The organism is bacterium, assembly GCA_017744355.1.
Taxonomy (GTDB): domain Bacteria; phylum Cyanobacteriota; class Sericytochromatia; order S15B-MN24; family UBA4093; genus JAGIBK01.
Genome location: JAGIBK010000009.1, coordinates 1 through 16,759, shown reverse-complemented (window position 1 = coordinate 16,759; position 16,759 = coordinate 1). Strand labels below are relative to the sequence as shown.

Genomic DNA, 16,759 nt, shown 5'->3' with positions numbered 1-16,759 from the left:
TCGATCTGCTCTTAGCGGGGCAGTTCCTCGACCGAGGTGATGGTGTACTTGCTGCCCCAGACCGAACCCGGGTTGCTGCCCGTCAGGGTGGCGCGCACGACGCACATCACGCCCTTGTTATCAGGGGTGCGGACATCGGCCTGAAGCACGTACGTTGCGCCGGGGGCGGGCTTGGTCAGGCAGTAGACGAAACCCGTCCGGCTCTTGGGATAGGTCTTGTTCAGGTAGGCCTGGAAGACGTCGATGGCGCGATCGCGATCGGTTTCGCCGTTGAGGTCGGTGCCGCCGGGGAGGGGGAGGCCGGCCGCCTTCACGTTCGGGGAAGCTTTCGAAGCGCCGGGCGAGACGAGGCCGGGCTGGCCACAAGCGCTCAACAGGAGAGCGGAACCGATGGCGACGATCCAGGCGTACTTCATAACTTCCTCCTAATCTCAACTTAACCTTGTGGCTATTATTAGCGCACCGGGCGGCTTGATTGAAGCAAGTGTTCGTTGAGGGCTATCAAGCGACACTTGATGCTGCCGGTGCTTGCTCAGGGTACGAAGCAGAGAAGGAAGATTTAGCGGCTAGAGCAGGAGCGCGCGCGAGATGAATCTCGACTGGCTACGGTACTTCATCGTGATGAGCGAGGCCTCGAGCCTCGCCCAGGCGGCAGAGCGATTGCATGTGACGCCGCAGGCGCTGAGCAACGCCCTGGCGGGCCTCGAGCGCCATTACCAGGTCAAGCTCCTCGAGCGTGGTCCGCGCGCCAAGACCTTGACGCCGGCCGGGCGTACGCTGCGAGCGGCGATTCCCGGTATCCTGCAGGCGGTCGATGCAGTCGAGCAGCAGCTCTCGGACCTGCAATCCGAGGAGCCGGCCGGGGCGATCTCGATCGGGAGCACGGCCTTCGGGAACAAGTACCTTCTCGCCGATGCGCTCGCCACTCTGCGAGCACGCCACCGCCACCTGAAACCGCGCCTGTACGGCATGGTGCCCGCGGAGCAGGAGCGCTGGCTTGCGGCCGGCGAACTCGACCTGATCGTCCTGCCCTACCAGCCCTCGCGCGAGACCTTCGCCGCGCGTCTGCTGAGCCGCGTGCCCTACGTCATCGTCGGCAGGCCCCAGGAGCCCGTGCCCTGGCACGCGCTGGAATACGTAATGCCCGGCCACTTCTGGCCGAAGGATGGGGGATGCGCCTCCGAGCGCCACATGGGGGATCACTGGCCTGCCGACTGTCCTCGGAACGTCGTGGCCGAGGCCGACCAGCTCGAGTCGGCGATCGCCCTCGTCGAGGCGGGCGTGGGGGCCGTGTTCGTGCCGGAGCCTGCGGTGCGAGCGCACGTGCGTGAAGGTCGTCTAGCCGTCGTGGCGGATCCGCCGCAGCCCTATTTCGAGGAGTACTACCTCGCCTGGCAGCCCAATGCCGCCCGATCGGCCGCGCTTCGCGCCACGATCGAGGTGCTCACCGAGCACCAGACCACCCTCATGGGTCGCGCTTAGCCGCCATTCCCGAAACGGCGTCTTGGGCCTCAGGGCGCGGCGTACATGACGGCCGCCTGTGCTGCCTGCTCCGCAAGGCGCGTCCGTAGCGACGGGGGTTCGAGGAGCTCGAAGCGCGGCGCCAGCCCTAGCGCGTAGGTGATCGCCTCTTCTTCCGTCTGGACGCGTACCTGTACCCGGCACCAGCCATCGGCCTCGGGCGCCTCCACCCGCTCTACCTTGGAGTAGCGGCCGATATGCGGTAGCTGTGGCAGCAACTCGGGCGAAACGCGGCCGACCAGCCGGAACTCCGGCAGCTTCGAGACGAACGTGGCGGCGCTTTCGGCCCAGAAACCCGCCAGGTCGAAGTCACGAGGCCGCTCGAAGGCCTCGTCGAGCAGCGCGGCCTCCACCACGCGGGCGGCACGGTAGCTCCGGATTTCCCCGTCGCAACCGGCCGCCAGGTACCACGTGGCCCCCTTGGCGATCAGCCCCAGCGGCTCGAGGACGCGCGAGACCGTCTCGCCGTCGGCGCGCCGGTACGTGACGGCGAGCCGTCGCGATCGCCACACCGCTTCTTGAAGCACCCCGAACGCCGCCACGGTCTCGCTCGGCTCACGCCAGGCGGTGGTATCGATGTGGACCCGCTCTTGAAAGAAGGCGGCGCTCTCGCGGTGCCGCGCGGGCAGGGCCGCGAGGAGCTTGGTGGCGGCGGCCTGCGCGTCCTTGTCGAGGCCCAGGTCGGTCATCACCCGTTCCGGCCGGGGCGGAAAGAGGGCCAGGACCTCGGCGCCCGAGAGGCCCGTGAGGTCGGTCCGGTAATCATCTAGCAGCCGCCATCCGCCCTTGGGGCCGCGGTCGGCCACCACGGGCACCCCGGCGCCGGAAAGGGCCTCCAGGTCGCGGTGGATGGTGCGTTCGGAGACTTCGAGGCGTTCGGCCAGGGCGCGGGTCGTCAGACGGCCGTGGCCTTGCAAGAGCAGCAGGATCGAGAGCAGGCGATCGGCACGCATGGGCGCTTCCTCCAGGGCTTCGAGCATACGACGGCTAATATGACAGCCTATGTCAAGAATAAGCGGACCGCCCCGAGAGAAGAAAGCCCCGCCGAGCGTTCCTTCCCGATGAGGGGCCTGCCGAAAGGCGCATGGAACTGTAACGATATATTAAAATAAGCTTGACCCAGCGCTCTCAAGGGAGGCGAGAGGGAGTACCGTCTCGCATGTTGTTGACAGATGATAAATTTAGAATTATTCTAAGGCCATGCAATACCGACGCGACTGCTTGACCAGCGAGCAAATCGAGAAACTGCTGCGCAATGCCGGGATCAACCCGACGGCTCAGCGGCTTGCGATCTGCCGTCACGTGCTCTGCGAGGCGGATCACCCGACCGCGGAGGACATCAAGCATTGGGCGGATCAAAACTTCCCCAAGTTGAGTCTGGCGACTGTCTACAACACGTTGCGCATCCTCGTGGAGGCCGGCCTGCTCAAGGAGCTGAAGCTCCCGCATTCCGAGAGCCTGCACTACGACCCCAACGTTGGGGATCACTTCCATTTCCTGGACGTCGCGAGCGGCGAGATCGTCGATCTGCCTATCGAACGTGTCCGGATCGACGCCGATCTCGGGCCTGATTACCAGGTACAGGGGATGGAGGTGTTGATTCGCGGCAGGCGCCAACCCTCATGACGCCGCCCCTCGGTCCCACTCACCCGTTTCCCCCCAGCCCCCCATCATAGGAGAGAAAAACCGCATGAACCTGAGCATGATCAACACGGAAGTCCTGCCCTTCAAGACGACCGCTTATCACAACGGCAAGTTCGTCGAGGTCAGCAACGCCGACCTCCTGGGCAAGTGGTCCGTGATCTTCTTCTATCCGGCCGACTTCACCTTCGTCTGCCCGACCGAGCTGGGCGATCTGGCCGACCAGTACGCCGAGTTCAAGAAGATGGGCGTCGAGATCTACTCCGTCTCGACCGACACCCACTTCACCCACAAGGCCTGGCATGACGCCTCCGAGACCATCAAGAAGATCCAGTTCCCCATGCTGGGCGATCCGACCGGCGCCATCACCCGCAGCTTCGGCGTCATGATCGAAGAGGCCGGCCTCGCCGAGCGCGGCACCTTCGTGATCGACCCCTCGGGCAAGATCCAGCTCATCGAGATCAACGCCGGTGGCATCGGCCGCGACGCCAACGAGCTGCTGCGCAAGATCAAGGCCGCTCAGTACGTGGCTTCGCACCCGGGCGAGGTCTGCCCCGCCAAGTGGCAGGAAGGCCAGGCCACCCTGGCGCCGTCCCTGGACCTGGTCGGCAAGATCTAACGACCATCCCGTCCTCTCCCGGGGCCATCCCCGGGAGAGGACTCCCCCTCATCAAAACGGCATCCCCTTTCATCCCCAGGCAGGAGATTCCCTATGCTCGACGATGCGATCAAGGCTCAGCTGGCCGCCTATCTCGAAAAGCTCCAGCACCCCATCGAACTGGTCGCTTCGCTCGACGATAGCGACGCCTCGCGGCAGATCAGCACCCTGCTCTCCGACATCGCCGCCCTCTCACCCAAGGTGAGCGCGCGCGAGGATGGCACCGCTTCGCGTCGTCCCTCCTTCTCGGTGGCGCCCGTCGGCGAGCCGGGGCGCATTCACTTCGCCGGCCTGCCCATGGGCCACGAGTTCACCTCTTTGGTCCTGGCGCTCCTGCAAGCCGGCGGCCATCCGCCCAAGGTGGAGCCCGAGACCATCGAGGCGATCAAGGGCCTGCGGGGCAAGTTCCAGTTCGAGACCTTCATCTCGCTGTCGTGCCACAATTGCCCGGACGTGGTGCAGGCGCTCAACCTGATGGCCGTGCTCAACCCGGACGTCGAGAGCGTGATGGTCGATGGCGCCCTGTACCAAGACGAAGTGAAGGACCGTCAGATCATGGCGGTGCCCGCCGTCTTCCTGAACGGCGAGCCCTTCGGCCAGGGGCGCATGAGCCTCGAAGAGATCGTTGCCAAGCTCGACACGGCGTCGGCGGCGCGCGAGGTCGAGAAGCTCGACGCCAAGGAGGCCTTCGACGTGCTGGTGCTGGGCGGCGGCCCCGCAGGGGCGGCGGCGGCCATCTACGCCGCGCGCAAGGGGATTCGCACCGGCGTGGTGGCCGAGCGCTTCGGCGGGCAGGTGCTGGACACCCTGGCCATCGAGAACTTCATCTCGGTGAAGCATACCGAAGGCCCGCAACTCGCCGTCGCGATGGAGCAGCACGTACGGGAGTACGGCGTCGACATCATGCCCGTCCAGCGCGCCGAGGAGCTTATCCCGGGCGATGGGATCCACCACGTGCGACTCGCGAGCGGCGCCACCCTCAAGGCCCGAACGGTCGTGATCGCGACCGGTGCCCGCTGGCGCGAGATGGGTGTCCCCGGCGAGGCCGAGTACCGTACCAAGGGTGTCACCTTCTGCCCCCACTGCGACGGGCCCTTGTTCCAGGGCAAGCGCGTGGCGGTCATCGGCGGCGGCAACTCGGGCGTGGAGGCGGCCATCGACCTGGCCGGCATCGTGGCCCACGTCACCCTGCTGGAGTTCGGTGACGCGCTTCGCGCCGATGCGGTGCTCCAGCGCAAGCTGTACAGCCTGCCGAATGTCACGGTGCACCTGAACGCCCAGACCACCGAGGTCCTGGGCGACGGCCAGAAGGTGACAGGTCTTACCTACCTGAATCGCGAGAGCGACGAAACGCACCGCATCGAGTTGGAAGGCGTCTTCGTCCAGATCGGCCTGCTGCCGAACACCCAGTGGCTCAAGGGCACGCTGAACCTCTCGCGGCACGGCGAGGTCGAGATCGACGCGCGCGCCCAGACGTCGCTGCCTGGCGTCTATGCGGCGGGGGACTGCACGACGGTTCCCTACAAGCAGATCATCATCGCCATGGGCGAGGGAACGAAGGCGAGCCTCTCGGCGTTCGACCACCTGATCCGCACGTCGGCGCCGCTGGAGCCGTCGCAAGCGTAAGGCCTGCGCAAGGCAAGTGAGACCAACAGCCCCCGAGTCATTCGACCCGGGGGCTGTTGAACGATGGGCTTGGCTGGGCGAGTTTAGACCTCAGGTTATTCAACAACCTCTAGCGCCGGAAGGTCCTGCCTTGGCGCGATCGCTGAGAAATCGTCCGAGTTGAAGTCGGGGCGCTTGAATTGACGGGCAGCTTGAGCCCCGCCAATCGTAGACAACAGAGACACCCCAGGATGATGCTGAGCATTCCGAGTAGACGGGCCGCACCTGCAATGACGGGGGTCGCCCCCAAGAGGTTTAGCTCGCCGAGCATCCAGTTCCAGTCGTGAATGCGATCGCCCGCCCCAAATAATGGCAGCTCCATGGCCACGGCGTCGCCCGCATAGATTGAAACGTTGATGAGGCTCTGGCCGAGCCAGAAGAGCATCAATGAGCTGGAGAAGGGTTGCCCCTGGCGATAGAACGACACCAGGAAGGCGATAGGCACCAGCAGTTGCATCAGGGTTCCGCCGGCAAAGCCCATGAACTCCCCGAAGAATCCGAACAGGGGGTGCCCCGCCTCATGGACGAGCAGGTTGAAACTATCCAGTAGACGCCACTTGGTCGGGTGGAGGATGACATCTCCAAAGTAGAGGCTGCTGAGCAGCGTCACGACCAGCTTCGGGCGATCGAGCGATGTCATCTGGTCGCTGTCTGACGAACGCGTAGCGGCATGACATGCCTCCATTCGGGTGGTTGCTCCATGATTCTACCCGGCTTGGCGCAAGCGGCTATCAAGACGGGGCATGGGACGCAATCCCCCGCCCGATCCTGGGGCGTCAACTTTCGAACCACGAGAGGGGCTAAGTGGACTGCCGATGCGTGATGGCTCCAGGCCAGGTCCAGAAGAAGGTCGCGCCCTTTCCTGGCTGACTTTCTGCCCAGATGCGACCCTCATGGCGTTCAATGATGCGTCGAACCGTCACCAGTCCGATCCCCGTCCCCTGGAACTCCTGGTCCGAGCTGAGACGAGCGAAGGAGCGGAAGAGGCGATCGGCTTGTGCCCTGTCGAAGCCAACGCCGTTGTCCCGGACGTAAAGGACGGCCTCGAGCGCACGATTTCCATCATGCGCTCGAGGCTACGCGCCATCGAGAGTTCCTGGATCATCTCGACGAGGCGTTCCATTCCACGGAGGTAGGCAGGATCGGTCGTGTCTTCTGCGATCGTCACCGCCACTCACTCCCCAAAACCAATCAAAGCCTCCGGTGAGCCTATCTTCAATAGAAAAGCCGCCAATTCCAGAAGACTGGAGTTGGCGGCTCAGTGGGGCTGGCTGGGCGAATTTAGAACCGTTTCCGCCTTTACGGAAGGGCCTAGGGAACCGAGACTTGCAGGCTCTTCGTGGTGACATCGGTGTCGTTGACGACGGCCACGTCCAGCTGGGCATCGGCACCGGCGATCGCTTGGCCATTCAGGTCCTTGGCTTGAGCCTTCAGGCGGTAGGTCGTCATGGCCTGAAGATTCCCGAATGAGACCGTGGAGGGGACATCCTCCGCACGGAGGCTCCGCGTCGCGACGAGGGTCTCCGTGTTACCGGCAAGGGAGTAGAAGCCGAGATCGAGCGACGTGAACAGCACCGAGCCGGTCGCGCTGAGTGACACCCTCGCGCTCGCCGCGAACGGCGTCGCCGTTAGTTTGACCGTCAGCGGGCTCAGCGCGGGCCGGTCGTCGTCGCCCACCGCCACATCCACGTACGACTCCGCCGTGACGCTGATGAGGTCGCTGGGGTCCGTCCCGGCGCCCCGGTACGCGTAAGCGCGGATCCGGTACGTGGTGTTACGCGTGAGGTGCTCGAATGTGATGGGATTGCTCAGTTCCGCGCGACTGAGATCGGCCGTGACGGGGACGCCACCCGTGCTAAGGACCGGCGTTTCTCCCCCCGGCGTGACGCGGTTCAGCGCGAGCACGAGGTGATTCACGCTGGTGACGTCGACCTGGGGCACGACCGCCTGGGCACGATAACCGCCCGATTGATAGCGGGGGGTGAGCGTCAGCGTGGCGCCGCCGGCCTCAGGTCTCGCAAGCGGACTGACGTGAGCGCAGCCGCAGAGGCCTAGAAACAAAAGCACCATGGATCGAATGGGTTTCATGGGGTTACCTCAAGCAGGCAAGCGGGGGCGATCAGTTCGGAACCTGGATCGGGAAGCGCTGCACGTGGCCACTGGTGAAGACGTACAGCGAGTTGCCCGCGATCACGCTCTCGTGCCCCCACTCGCCGGGGGTCAGCGAGGCCCCGCCGAGGACGGAGAAGGCTCCCAGGCTGCCGTCAGCATTGACCGTGGCCGCCTCGATGGAGGACAGCGGAGTTCCGCCGGGGTTGGGGCTGAACCCACCGATGGCGTAAAGCTTGCCGCCGATGAAGGCCCCGCTCAAGGCGTCGCGACCAATCGTGAGGGTCACGCCCGTGTCCTGGAAGTTGCCGAGCGAGCCATCCGGGTTGATCGGCGCCTTCAGGACGCTGTTACGCAGCCCAAAGCCATTGCCGAGGAGGTAAAGCGCCTGGTTGGCACGAACCGTCGCGAAACCGGACATGGCAGTGGGAAGGTTGATGGCCGGGTAGGCCACGAAGCTCCCAAGTGTCCCATCCGGGCCGATGGACGCCACCTGGGTGGTCGACGTCCCGTTGTCATGGTTGTAGCCGCCAAAGACGTAGACTTTGCCACCGCCCACGTGCAACCCGAAGCTGCCCATCGGCTGTACCAAGTGGCTGTTCACCACTTGGAAGGCACCGAGCGTACCGTCTGGTTGGATGGTTGCTGCCTCGATGGTGTTCATGAAGGTATCGGTCAGGGCGTTATACCCGCCGAAGACGTAAAGGCGATTCCCGATGATCGCCCGACGATAGGCCGTGCGAGGCACCGTGAGGTTCACTCCCGCTTCCACGAAGGTCGAGAGGCTCCCATCAGGCCGAACATCGGCGACCATCACCTTGGTGTTGTCGTCGTTGTTGTTACCCATTTGGTAGACGCGGTTTCCGATGCGCACGGGCTCGGAGTAGCCGCCGCCGGTGTTCGTAATGGGGACGTCCGAGGATTTGGGCTGCAGGGTGCCGAGCCTTCCGATGGTGATGCTCTCAGGGGCGACCGGGCTGTAACCGCCATCGAGCACCGTCACCCCGTTCGAGGTCGCCGTTCCCGAGAAGGGGACATCGGTGAGGGTGACTTTGAGCTGCGCCATCGCCGGCCGATCGTCGGTCGTGACGGTCACGTCGACGTACGACCCCTCTGGATCGCTGATGAGGTCGGCCACGTTCGTTCCGGCGGCACGATAGGCGTAGGCCCGGACGCGGTAGGTCTTGTTGGCATGCAACTCCGAAATGGTGATGGGGTTGCTCAGCTCATCGCGCCCGAGGTCCACCTGGACAGGCGTCCCGCCGGCACCCAAGACGGGGGTTTCGGCGTCCTGGCCGACGGTGAAGAGCTTGATCACCAGGTGATCGATGCTCTGGGAGGTGTGCCGCGCCACGACGGACGAGGCCGCGTAGCCGCCATCGACGAGGCGCGGCACAAGGACCAGCTTGCGGGTTGCGGCCACGGTGGCAGTGGGCGCCATGGACGCCGGCGGCTTGAGGTCGGCACAGCCGACCATCAGCAGGCTCGCGGCCAGCAGAGTGGCTTGCGAGAGTTGTTTCATGTGGACATCCTTGTCTCGATTCAGCGGGGCGCCGAATGTTCCAGTCGATCTCTTAGGGGTAGAAGATCGAGTAGTTAAGAGCCGAATCGTCACCGACGACCAGCTTCAGACTGCCCGTGGCGTTCGGCAGCAACCCGAGGGAGTGTCCGGTCCAGCTCCCATCCGCATTGAAGCCGTGGCCATCCTGGATCTGAATGACGTTCGAGGTGGAGTTGATGAAGTTCGTCGGAACGACGTACTTGGTCACGCCTCTGAAGACGGCGGTTCCGAGCTTCGACGTGTCGAAGACGGGCCGGAAGGTGTGGACAGTGGCGTACGTCGTTTGCCCGCCATCAACGCTCCACCACGTGGCCTTGCTTCCCGTGATGGTAATGGTCCGGGGCCCCACGGTGATTCGTTCGTTCTGGAAGGTGTACGCGCCATCCGTCACCGCGAGGTTGGTGGTACCGGTCGCCGCGAAGAGCCGATCGACCAGCTTGACCGGCACCGGTTGGAGCGCGGGAGTCACGTCTTTCCCAATCGCGATATCCAGCGACGAGCTGACATCCTGGGTCGAGATCAGGTCGGCAATCGCCGTCCCTGCGGCCTTGTAGGCTGAAGCCTTCACGCGGTACGTGGTGTCGTTGCGCAGATTCTCGAAGGTGAAGGGCAGATCCAGTGAACCGGATGCCACGTCGAGCTCGACCGGCGATCCGTCGCGGATCACGGCGGTTTCCTGGTCCCCTGAAACCGTATAAAGCTTGAACGTCACGTGAGCGATGCTGGACCTGGTGTAAGGGTCGAGGACGGCTTGCGTCCGGAAAGAACCATCTTGGACGGCGGCCACCAGGGACAGCTTCGCGTTGGCGTTCCTGGCACCAGCGAGCCCCGCAGGATCGGACGTGCAAGCGACCGTCAAGGTCGTTGCGAGCAAGATGAAGGGTAGCGCGGCCTTTCTCATATGCAATCAGTCTCCTGTCCATCTGGACGTTCATGGCGAGCCCGTCGACTCCGGCACCTGAGCTTTTCACGTGAGTGCCGCGGTAAGGGCGGCAAGAAGTCAATCTTTCCAGGATAGGTCGTCAAAAATTCAAGGTATAGAGCATTATCTTTCGATCGAGTAGCAAATTTTTTAGATAGTGATTCAAAAAGAAGTCTCACACGTCAAAAGAATAGAACCCCGGAAAGCGAGGTGAATCGCTGATCCGGGGTTCAAGAGTGGGCCTGGCTGGACGACTTTAGAACTAGCTTGTGACCAAGAGTTGACCAAAGCTCTCAGTGCACAGAAACGGCGACAAGTCATTGATCGCCAGGATCGACTTGCCGCCTAGTTTTTAGGTAGTGGGCATAACTGGATAGGTTGGACGAGCTTAGAACCAGCCTTGATGAATCAATTATGCAATCGCCTTGAGAAATCCAGCGTTCATGCGCTCGTGCTCTTGGGACAGACGGGTCGCCTTGTGGGTGGCCGTCCAGGAAAGGTTCGCAGCCTGTTGCGTTTGCACCACACGCTGGGCAATGCGGTTAATCTCCGTTAAGTCCACCCCTGGCAGTCCCGTAAGGGTTTGCTTGAGCTTGTCTAGGAACTGCTTGCTTTGGCCATATTGGGCGAGCCGGAAGGCATCTGCGGCGCCTGCGAGTTGAATGAGAGCCTCGCCCATGGCATTGACCACCTCGGGCTGGTTGGCGTACTGGCCCATGAGGGACGTGAGCTGAGTCCGTAGGCTCGATTCAAATGAGGCGACTGTCGATAAGGTTTCGGTGCGCACGGCCTGGTAGCTATCGCGCAAGGCTACTGCCTGGGCCTGTGCCTTGTCGGCCTCGGCTGCCTTCAACTGGACCCGTTTCGCCTGGGCCGCCGCGTCCTTGATGGTATCGAGCGTCGATTGCGCTTCGATGACGTTACCCCGCAAGGCAAAGAGGCTAACCGGGTTGGTGGCAGCGTCTCCCTTATAGCCAGTCTGCTTGATCAGGGATTTTAGCTGGGTCATGATTTTGCTCGACTCGGGGCCGGGCACCGCCGGACCGTAATAGCGCTTCTGAATCTCGGTCGTCGGGTTGAAGACCGTCAGCGCATGACTTAGATGCGACCGAAAGGCCTCCGCGTCCGGTGGGACCGTCCCGAGCGCTGCCTGGGCCCGGCTGAGATAGTTATCGAAGGTTTTCTTGCGCTGCTCGGGGGCTAGCGCATCGAGCTCCCCGCCTTGGGCGAACTGGACTCGGCTGGCCAAAGCCTGGAGAGTTAAGAGTTCGGCCTTGGCCTTCTGGACGGCGTTGTCGAGTGCTTGCTTAGCACCCGTCAGAGCCACCTCAGCTTCGTACTGCTTGGGACTGGTGCTCTGCGAGACGTTGGCATCTGCAGCGATTGACGAACTGCCTCCTGCAGGGACACCACCCGCCGCAGCTACCAGGACGCCGAGCCCAGACATGGCCAAGTTCAGATCCGAACTGACCGTATGCCTGACTGAAACCTGAACGAACGCCTCGGCAGGCTGTACGGCTGCGGCTAGGCGGGTCTCAACACTAGCAGCGGCAAAGAACGTCATCGGATTAGGACCCTTGTTTACCTCAAAATTCGACAACTCTCTTCTCCTCTACCTGTGCTGCCGTTCCACGGATATCAGTATCTATCAGGTAAGAGAAGCGAGCCCATTCCTGAAGTAATCGACTCTTGATGAGATTTTAATAGCGGCCAAATCGAATTGAACTGACACCCTCGGTTGACCCAGTCGAAGCCTGCCTCAAGCACCCGCCACCTGCTGGATGATCGCGTCGGCAAACTACTCGGCATCGACGGGCCACCGCGTGGTAATAAGGTTTCGAGCCCGGACGATGCTTGGAATCCAAGGTGTCCGCCCCTGCTTGAACTGCGAGGCATCGGCGAGGTTTGCCCTGATCTCATCCTCGACGTAGGCCGCATACGTGCGGTAGTAGCGGCCCAACTTCCAGAAGGTCAGGAAGTAGCCCGTCAGCTCGAGGCTCTTGACCAGCCCCATGACCTGTCGGTCGTAGATGACACTCTGGCCGGTCTCGGGGAGGCGCGTGCGGGCCAAGACGATGACCCCATGACAGATGGCGCCGACGGTTCTGTCTTGCGCAAAGAAGTCGCGGACCGTAGCCTGCAGCCCCCCTGGATCGTCGAAAAGCCGACCTCAAAGCCGGACTCCTTGAAGCGATGCCAGGGAGTCGCGACCTCGGTCACGTCGAAGTCCCGATCCGGGAGAGGAACGAGAATGCGGGCCCCCCCGCTCCCTGCGTCGTGTCACCTGCAAACAAAAAAGCCCTGGCATTTCTACCAGGGCTTCTATGAGTGGGCGTAACTGGATTCGAACCAGTGACTCCTACCGTGTGAAGGTAGTACTCTACCGCTGAGTTATACGCCCAGGGCCTCTTTCGAGGTTTCCCCATTATAACCCAGGCATAACGTAAGTCAAGCCTGCTTGAAGTCTTACTTCGAGACGTCGAAGACGACGCCTTCGTAGTTCTGGCCGCCCACGACGGGGATCCCGGTCATGGTCTTGTTCTGCCAGCGCTGCTCGAACGTGCTCACCTTCATGGTGCTGTGCGGGCCGCTGATGCTGTCGTGGATGATCAGGCGGTCGGTCGCGTCGTTGTAGCCGACGACGACGACCCAGTGGACGGCGCCTTCGTAGTCGAGGATCACCATGGCCGGGCGGCCCGCGTCGACGAGCGACTTGATGAAGTCCACGGTGCCCTTGCGGTAGGGCTGGACGTTCAGGCCCTTGCTCTTGAGGTAGCTCTGGGCGGTGGCGGGGGTGGTGCCCAGGTTGAAGCGGTTGGACTCGTTGACGGCCTGCTGATACGAAACGTCGACGCCCCAGTAGTTGAACAGCACTGCCGAGGCGGCCTGGGCGCAGGTGTTGTCCCGCGAGTTCTGCGCGAAGAAGGGCACGTTGTTGATGACGCGGGCGCCGTTCTGGTAGACGGTGACCTTGTCGGTGCTCTGGGCCGATTGGGCCGGCGCTGCCTTGTACTGGACGATCGCGCCGTGCTGGTTGTTGCCGTATTGGCTGGTCGCGTCGATGCCAGGCGCGGTCACGCCGCAGCCGGTCATGGTGCCCGCGGCGAGGATCGCGACGAGGGCGGCCGAGAAGAGCTTGGACTGGATCTTGAGGGCCTGGGCGATCTGGTTGGGCTTGACCATGCCCGTGTCGACCAGGATTTCACCGATCTGCTTCTTGGTGAGGCGCTGGGACTCGAGGGCGCGCTTGAGGTCGTCGCGGCTAATGACGTCGGTGGCGACCAGGATCTCGCCGAGCATCAGCTTGACGGCGGTCGTCCCGTTCGAGTGGGCGCCCTGCTGCCAGGTCAGGACCGCGTCGAGCTCGGCGGCGGTGATGACGCCAAAGCGCAGGAGGACTTCGCCCAGCTTCTCGTTGGTGCGCTTCTGCTCTTCGAGGGCGCGGTCGAGCTGGCGGGGCTGGACGCGCTTGGCCTTGAGAAGGATGTCGCCCAGGCGATGACGGACGCCCTCGGCCGACTCCATCGCGTCGGGGCTGTCGAGATCCGCCTGGTTGGCGAGGACCGCCTTGAGCTCCATCTCCGAGAGCACGCCGAGGCGCAACAGGGTTTCGCCGAGACGCTCGTTGGTCTCACGCTGCTTCTCGAGGGCCTGGTTGAGGTCCGAGTGGGAGATGAAGTCGCCGTCGACGAGGACTTCGCCCAAGAGGCGCTTGTTCGGCATCGTCGGTTGAAGCATCGTGGCCATTGGCTCGCTCCTGTCCTTTCCCTTGCTCTGTTGTTATACCCTCGGGAAGCCCCGTCCTTGCGCGTTTTTTGCCGATTTATTGCGATCGTGCGAAGTAAAGCCCGCTTGCTCGTCCGGCCTTGCTCGAACTCCAGGCCACTGCGCGCTTTCCGTCCGGCAAGAAGAGGGCCGACGGAGTCTGGTCGTCGGTTTCGCCGAGGGTGAATGCGGTTGCCTCGCTCCAGCGGCCGTTCGCGTAGCTGCGCTCGGCCAGGTTCAAGAAGTCGCCCGTCTCTTGAGCGTGCACCAGCCAGAGGCCGCCCTTGCCGTCGGCGGCAAGCGCCGGGCTCTCGGCAGGCGCGCCCGTCAGGGCCGAGGCGGAGGTCCAGGTGCCCTGGGCGGTGCGGGTGCGGACGTAGAGCTTCTGGTAGGACGCGTAGGCGAGGGTGATCTTGCCGTCGGGGCCGGCCGTCAGGGCGGGCTCACCCGCGGTGGTGGCGACGGTCTCGCCGTTGCTCCACTTGCCCTGCGCGCTGCGGGTGCGGAAGCGGATGCCGGCGTAAGTCTCGTAGGCGATCGCAAGCCCGCCCGAGGGCAAAGGAGCGATCGCGGGGAAGTTGCCGTCCTGGTCGTCCTTGAGATCGCTGGGCAGGGCCTCGGGGGCGCTCCAGCCTTGGCCGTCGGTCGAGGTGGTCTCGTACACGGCGTAGCGCTCGGTGCGGTTGGATCCGAAGAAGAGGTGGAGGGTGCCCGACGCGTCCTCGCAGAGGGCGGGGGCCTCGTCGCTCAGGGGACCCTTGGCGACCACGACCGGCGGGGTCCAGCGTTCGCCGTCCGACGAAGAGGTGAAGTAGACGTGGCGATCCCCCAGCTTGTCGGTGGCGTAGGCGAGGGCGTAGCCGCCGGCCTTGCGCGAAACGAGGCAGGGCGCGGTGCCCTCCGGGGCGACCTTGACCGATTGCCAGCCCTGGGCGACCTGAGGTGCCGCATCGCCGATGGGCGCGCCTTGCATGCCGTTCGCACCGCACCCGGTGAGGGCGGCAGCGGCGATCAAGGTTGCGAGGCTTCGGACCATGCGACGTCTCCGTTCGGCGGTGATTCTCTGAGGTTATCGCGCAGGCGAGGGAAAAACTGACCCAAGTATAGGTTAATCTTGGGTGAAGCTACAGGGCGATGGCGCCCGGATTGGAGGAGCAGGGATGGCCGAAGCACAAACCGTCGGATCCATGGGGGAGGACGCCGCGATCGCGGCGATCGCCCGGGCCATCGGCGTCCAGGCCATGCCCGAGGGCTGGGTCGGCATCGGCGATGACGCGGCCGTGACCGAGGTCTCGGCGGGCCTCAAGGCCGTCACCACCACCGATCTGCTGGTCGAAGGGGTGCACTTCCGTCGCTCGACCATCTCCCCATGGGATCTGGGCTGGAAGGCCATGGCGGTCAACGTCTCGGACGTCGCCGGTATGGGGGCCGTGCCCCGCTGGGCGACGGTGTCGCTGGCGCTGGCAGCCGACGTTCCCCTTGCGTGGCTCGAAGCCTTCTACCAGGGCGCCCAGGCGCTGGCGAGCCGCTACGGCCTCTTCATCGTCGGGGGCGACACCGTGCGCTCGGGTGACGGCGTCACGATCGCCGTCACGGTGGTCGGCGAAGCGCGAGCGCCCCTCATGCGGACCGACGCTCAGGCTGGTGACGCCGTGATCGTGACCGGGCCGGTAGGGGCGTCGGCGGCCGGGCTATGGGTGCTGGAGCACCCCGCCGAGGCCGAGCCCCTCGCACCTCAGGTGCGCGAGGCACTGGCAGCAGCGCACCGCCGCCCGATCCCCCAGGTGGAGGCCGGCTGCGCCCTCTCGGCGCTGGGGAAACGCCTTGCCTTGATGGATAACAGCGACGGGCTCGCGCGCTCGGTCCTATGGCTGGCCGGCGCGAACGGCCTGCACCTGGAGCTCGACGCCGAGACCCTCCCCATCACCGCCGAGACCCGCGAGGCCGCGCGCCTGGCGGGTGTCGATCCGCTGGAGTGGGCCCTGTACGGGGGCGAGGATTACAACTTGGTCCTCACCTGCCCCGATGCGCACGTCCCCGCGGCGCTTGCGGCGATCGCCGCAAGCCAGGCCACGGGCACGGTGGTGGGCCGCTGTCGCGCAGGCGAGACGGGCGCGAGCCTGAAGGACGCGATCGGGCGCGTCGTGCGCCTCGAGACCTCGCGCACCTTCCAGCACTTCGGCTGATCGGAACGGGGAAAGGCTTCGAGTTGGTCGGCTTTTCCCCACACGCCGAGGAAGGCGGGCGGGAGAAAGCCTATTGCTTGGAGAGGTTGCTGAAGCGCACCCTCAGGAGGCACTCGGCGCAGTTGTTGAGCTGCTCGGCGACGATGTACATCTCGAGCTGCTTGAGGACCATTTCGAGACTGAGCGACGGCTCGTAGTAGGTCCGCTGCATGAGGATCTCATCGTTGCGTTGCACTTCTGCTTCGATCATCGCCGCGCTCCTTTATCGTGAGGGGGGGATGGGCTGGAAAGAGGACTGGGTTTGTAACGATTTGTAATGAGTTGATGGTAAGCCCCACCTCGCTCGGACCCTATGGGCGGGACGCCCAAGGATCGGCCGAGCTTTATGGTGAATTTGAACAACCCTTGCTTGGATGGCTCAATGGCGCCCGTTCGGGCTTTCGAACGCTGCGTGCTACAATGGTGTGCTGACCTTGGCGTGGCTTTGCGGTCGCGCCTGCACGCCGTACCCCTTCTCCCGACTGTTAAGGAGTCTCCATGTCAGATAAGTCGAAAGCCCTCGAGTTGGCGCTCGCCGGAATCGAGAAGCAGTTTGGCAAAGGCGCGATCATGAAGCTGGGGGACAGCGCGCGGATGAAGGTCGAGTGCGTCCCGACCGGCATCCTGCCTCTGGACGTCGCGCTCGGGGTGGGCGGCCTGCCCAAGGGCCGCGTCGTCGAGATCTACGGCCC

General features: G+C 64.0%; 16 protein-coding genes, 1 tRNA gene and 2 pseudogenes. 6 read left to right on the top strand and 13 right to left on the bottom strand.

Annotated elements, in window-relative coordinates:
* Positions 1 to 11: 11 nt before the first annotated feature.
* Positions 12 to 416 carry a hypothetical protein gene (locus tag J7643_18240; protein ID MBO9542530.1) on the bottom strand — a complete coding sequence of 135 codons (405 nt, stop codon included), beginning with the start codon at positions 414 to 416 and terminating at the stop codon, positions 12 to 14.
* A 172-nt stretch (positions 417 to 588) separates the two neighbouring features.
* Here J7643_18240 and J7643_18235 point away from each other — a divergent pair, with 172 nt between their 5' ends.
* On the top strand, positions 589 to 1,482 hold the full coding sequence (locus tag J7643_18235) for a LysR family transcriptional regulator (protein ID MBO9542529.1): 894 nt from the start codon (positions 589 to 591) through the stop codon (positions 1,480 to 1,482).
* Positions 1,483 to 1,511: 29 nt separating this feature from the next.
* Here J7643_18235 and J7643_18230 read toward each other — a convergent pair whose 3' ends face one another.
* A complete protein-coding gene (locus J7643_18230) occupies positions 1,512 to 2,474 on the bottom strand; it encodes a WYL domain-containing protein (GenBank protein ID MBO9542528.1) in 963 nt (320 codons plus the stop codon).
* Between the two features lie 247 nt (positions 2,475 to 2,721).
* Between J7643_18230 and J7643_18225 the strand changes: the two genes are divergently transcribed.
* The 3 genes from J7643_18225 (at position 2,722) to ahpF (ending at position 5,446) form a co-directional block, all read left to right on the top strand.
* Complete coding sequence (locus J7643_18225) at positions 2,722 to 3,147, top strand: transcriptional repressor (protein ID MBO9542527.1); 426 nt, start codon at positions 2,722 to 2,724, stop codon at positions 3,145 to 3,147.
* 64 nt (positions 3,148 to 3,211) lie between these two features.
* Positions 3,212 to 3,781, top strand: coding sequence for a peroxiredoxin (gene ahpC / locus J7643_18220; protein ID MBO9542526.1), 570 nt, complete (start codon positions 3,212 to 3,214; stop codon positions 3,779 to 3,781).
* 93 nt (positions 3,782 to 3,874) lie between these two features.
* Entirely contained in the window at positions 3,875 to 5,446 is a 1,572-nt protein-coding gene (ahpF, locus tag J7643_18215) for an alkyl hydroperoxide reductase subunit F (GenBank protein MBO9542525.1), read from the top strand.
* Between the two features lie 109 nt (positions 5,447 to 5,555).
* Here the strand turns inward: ahpF and J7643_18210 are convergent, their stop codons facing one another.
* The 10 genes and pseudogenes from J7643_18210 to J7643_18165 form a co-directional block, all read right to left on the bottom strand.
* Positions 5,556 to 6,125, bottom strand: a complete 570-nt coding sequence (locus J7643_18210; protein ID MBO9542524.1) for a hypothetical protein — start codon at positions 6,123 to 6,125, stop codon at positions 5,556 to 5,558.
* A gap of 160 nt (positions 6,126 to 6,285) precedes the next feature.
* Positions 6,286 to 6,531: pseudogene (locus J7643_18205) on the bottom strand (hybrid sensor histidine kinase/response regulator).
* A gap of 265 nt (positions 6,532 to 6,796) precedes the next feature.
* Entirely contained in the window at positions 6,797 to 7,573 is a 777-nt protein-coding gene (locus J7643_18200) for a hypothetical protein (GenBank protein ID MBO9542523.1), read from the bottom strand.
* 31 nt (positions 7,574 to 7,604) lie between these two features.
* Entirely contained in the window at positions 7,605 to 9,116 is a 1,512-nt protein-coding gene (locus tag J7643_18195) for a hypothetical protein (GenBank protein ID MBO9542522.1), read from the bottom strand.
* A gap of 52 nt (positions 9,117 to 9,168) precedes the next feature.
* Positions 9,169 to 10,056: a hypothetical protein gene (locus J7643_18190; GenBank protein MBO9542521.1), complete on the bottom strand. Its 888-nt coding sequence runs from the start codon at positions 10,054 to 10,056 to the stop codon at positions 9,169 to 9,171.
* 433 nt (positions 10,057 to 10,489) lie between these two features.
* Positions 10,490 to 11,677, bottom strand: a complete 1,188-nt coding sequence (locus J7643_18185; protein ID MBO9542520.1) for a hypothetical protein — start codon at positions 11,675 to 11,677, stop codon at positions 10,490 to 10,492.
* 198 nt (positions 11,678 to 11,875) lie between these two features.
* Positions 11,876 to 12,330, bottom strand: a pseudogene (locus J7643_18180) (hypothetical protein).
* A gap of 76 nt (positions 12,331 to 12,406) precedes the next feature.
* A tRNA-Val gene (locus J7643_18175) sits at positions 12,407 to 12,478 on the bottom strand.
* Between the two features lie 65 nt (positions 12,479 to 12,543).
* Positions 12,544 to 13,824 (bottom strand): C39 family peptidase, encoded by a 1,281-nt coding sequence (locus J7643_18170; GenBank protein MBO9542519.1) that lies wholly within the window; start codon positions 13,822 to 13,824, stop codon positions 12,544 to 12,546.
* Positions 13,825 to 13,900: 76 nt separating this feature from the next.
* Positions 13,901 to 14,878 carry an exo-alpha-sialidase gene (locus J7643_18165; GenBank protein ID MBO9542518.1) on the bottom strand — a complete coding sequence of 326 codons (978 nt, stop codon included), beginning with the start codon at positions 14,876 to 14,878 and terminating at the stop codon, positions 13,901 to 13,903.
* A 124-nt stretch (positions 14,879 to 15,002) separates the two neighbouring features.
* Here J7643_18165 and thiL point away from each other — a divergent pair, with 124 nt between their 5' ends.
* Positions 15,003 to 16,028: a thiamine-phosphate kinase gene (thiL, locus tag J7643_18160; protein MBO9542517.1), complete on the top strand. Its 1,026-nt coding sequence runs from the start codon at positions 15,003 to 15,005 to the stop codon at positions 16,026 to 16,028.
* A 70-nt stretch (positions 16,029 to 16,098) separates the two neighbouring features.
* Here the strand turns inward: thiL and J7643_18155 are convergent, their stop codons facing one another.
* Positions 16,099 to 16,278 (bottom strand): hypothetical protein, encoded by a 180-nt coding sequence (locus tag J7643_18155; GenBank protein MBO9542516.1) that lies wholly within the window; start codon positions 16,276 to 16,278, stop codon positions 16,099 to 16,101.
* 287 nt (positions 16,279 to 16,565) lie between these two features.
* On the opposite strand from J7643_18155, the gene J7643_18150 reads away from it, so the two are divergent.
* On the top strand, positions 16,566 to 16,759 hold a 194-nt coding region (locus tag J7643_18150), incomplete at its 3' end, for a DNA recombination/repair protein RecA (protein ID MBO9542515.1).

Coding starts and splice junctions, on each gene's coding strand:
- J7643_18240 (MBO9542530.1), bottom strand. CDS start 416: ATGAAGTACGCCTGGATCGTCGCCATCGGTTCCGCTCTCCTGTTGAGC.
- J7643_18235 (MBO9542529.1), top strand. CDS start 589: ATGAATCTCGACTGGCTACGGTACTTCATCGTGATGAGCGAGGCCTCG.
- J7643_18230 (MBO9542528.1), bottom strand. CDS start 2,474: ATGCGTGCCGATCGCCTGCTCTCGATCCTGCTGCTCTTGCAAGGCCAC.
- J7643_18225 (MBO9542527.1), top strand. CDS start 2,722: ATGCAATACCGACGCGACTGCTTGACCAGCGAGCAAATCGAGAAACTG.
- ahpC (MBO9542526.1), top strand. CDS start 3,212: ATGAACCTGAGCATGATCAACACGGAAGTCCTGCCCTTCAAGACGACC.
- ahpF (MBO9542525.1), top strand. CDS start 3,875: ATGCTCGACGATGCGATCAAGGCTCAGCTGGCCGCCTATCTCGAAAAG.
- J7643_18210 (MBO9542524.1), bottom strand. CDS start 6,125: ATGACATCGCTCGATCGCCCGAAGCTGGTCGTGACGCTGCTCAGCAGC.
- J7643_18200 (MBO9542523.1), bottom strand. CDS start 7,573: ATGAAACCCATTCGATCCATGGTGCTTTTGTTTCTAGGCCTCTGCGGC.
- J7643_18195 (MBO9542522.1), bottom strand. CDS start 9,116: ATGAAACAACTCTCGCAAGCCACTCTGCTGGCCGCGAGCCTGCTGATG.
- J7643_18190 (MBO9542521.1), bottom strand. CDS start 10,056: ATGAGAAAGGCCGCGCTACCCTTCATCTTGCTCGCAACGACCTTGACG.
- J7643_18170 (MBO9542519.1), bottom strand. CDS start 13,824: ATGGCCACGATGCTTCAACCGACGATGCCGAACAAGCGCCTCTTGGGC.
- J7643_18165 (MBO9542518.1), bottom strand. CDS start 14,878: ATGGTCCGAAGCCTCGCAACCTTGATCGCCGCTGCCGCCCTCACCGGG.
- thiL (MBO9542517.1), top strand. CDS start 15,003: ATGGCCGAAGCACAAACCGTCGGATCCATGGGGGAGGACGCCGCGATC.
- J7643_18155 (MBO9542516.1), bottom strand. CDS start 16,278: ATGATCGAAGCAGAAGTGCAACGCAACGATGAGATCCTCATGCAGCGG.